This window comes from Streptomyces sp. 13-12-16 (assembly GCF_002114215.1).
Classification (GTDB): Bacteria; Actinomycetota; Actinomycetes; order Streptomycetales; family Streptomycetaceae; genus Streptomyces.
Map to the genome: position 1 here is coordinate 1 of NZ_NCTE01001425.1, position 740 is coordinate 740.

A 740-nucleotide genomic window follows, 5' to 3' on the forward strand; every position below is an offset into this window, starting at 1 on the left:
CCCGCGGCCGGCCGTCGCCGAGGGCGGCTTCCCGCTGTCCGGCGACCGGCCCCGGCCCGCCGCCGCTTCCGGTGACCGGGACGCCGCCGAGGGGCCTCGCCCGCTGTCCGGCCGCTGGGCCGGTGCGGCCGGTGACCGTCGTGTTCTGCCCGCTGTCGCCTTCGACCCTTGGACCGTCGCCGGTCCCGACCCCTGGGCCGTCGCCGATGCCGATTACCGGCCTGCTGACGATCGCCTCTTCCAGCACAGCGGTGTGACGGCCGATGACGGCGGAGCCGGCGTGGCCGTCGGACACCCGGTACTGCCCGCCGCCAGCCCTCTCCCGGCCTCCCCCGGCGCCGAGGCCGTCCTTCCGGCCGGTACCCCCGTCCCGCGCCACCGCGTCGGTGTCGTCGTCGAGGCCCTGTTGTTTCTCGCGCGGCGGCACGGCAGCCGGCGGCTGTCCACCCGGCTCACGGACCTGGTGCACGCCCTCGACGCCGATCCGGGTTCCTGGTGGGCCGCCCGGCTGCTCAGCGGGACCCTCACGCGCGTGGCCGACGCGACGCCGTACACGGACGTGCTGCGGCTGCTGGCCGACCGTCTCGTGGCCTGGCGGGAGCAGCGGCGGGGCGTGCCGCCGGAGCTGGGGCCCGCCTTCTGGGCCGCTCTCCGGCTGCCGCCGGAGACGCGGTGCGCACTGCTGCGCCGGCTCGTTCACGCCGACGGCCCCCCGTGCGAGAACGGCCCCCGCTTCCTCG

1 pseudogene is annotated in these 740 nt (G+C 77.8%); it reads left to right on the forward strand.

The window, feature by feature from the left end:
• Window positions 1-740: pseudogene (locus B7767_RS48940) on the forward strand (serine protease); the annotation flags it as partial.